The organism is Aeromonas cavernicola (assembly GCF_002795305.1).
Taxonomy (GTDB): Bacteria; Pseudomonadota; Gammaproteobacteria; order Enterobacterales; family Aeromonadaceae; genus Aeromonas; species Aeromonas cavernicola.
In genome coordinates this window covers 1-555 of sequence record NZ_PGGC01000306.1, presented here as the reverse complement: position 1 = coordinate 555, position 555 = coordinate 1, and the positions used below count along the sequence as shown (strand labels likewise).

General features: G+C 65.0%; 1 protein-coding gene and 1 pseudogene. Both read left to right on the top strand.

What is annotated here, in order from left to right; translation table 11 throughout:
• Nucleotides 1-151 (top strand): annotated as a pseudogene (locus CUC53_RS18725) (lipopolysaccharide heptosyltransferase II); the annotation flags it as partial.
• Between the two features lies 1 nt (nt 152).
• The coding region (locus tag CUC53_RS18720; RefSeq protein ID WP_272896790.1) for a glycosyltransferase N-terminal domain-containing protein at nt 153-555 on the top strand (403 nt) is incomplete at its 3' end.

Below are 555 nucleotides of genomic sequence, written 5' to 3'. Positions count from 1 at the left end.
GCTGGCAGATCGGGTCGAGATCGTCCACACCGATATCGAGTGCCGCCCCTGTTTCAAGCGCACCTGCAAGTTCGGCCATCTTAAGTGCCTGATCGACTTGCCGCCGGAGCAGGTGGTCGCGGCCTGCAAGAAGCTGGAGCAGAGCCACTAAGATGCCCTACCGTCTGCTCTACAACCTGCTGATCCACTTGGGATTGCCGCTGGCCCTGCTGGCCCTCTACCAGCCGAAGCGGGGCAAGCCCGGCTTTGGCAAGCGCTGGGCCGAGCATCTCGGACGGTTGCCTGCCACCGGACAGGATGCACCACTGTGGATCCATGCGGTGAGTGTAGGGGAGACGCTGGCCATCACGCCGCTGATTCGTGCTCTCAAGGCCGAGCGGCCCTCCTTGCCGATCCTGCTCACCACCACCACCCGCACCGGTGCCGAGCAGGCTGCCAAGCTGGGGGATCTGGTTGTGCATCGCTACGCGCCGCTCGACTACCCGTGGGCGGTGGCGGCGTTTCTCGACACCTTCCAGCCGCGCGCGCTCTGGGTGATGGGAACCGCATTGTGGC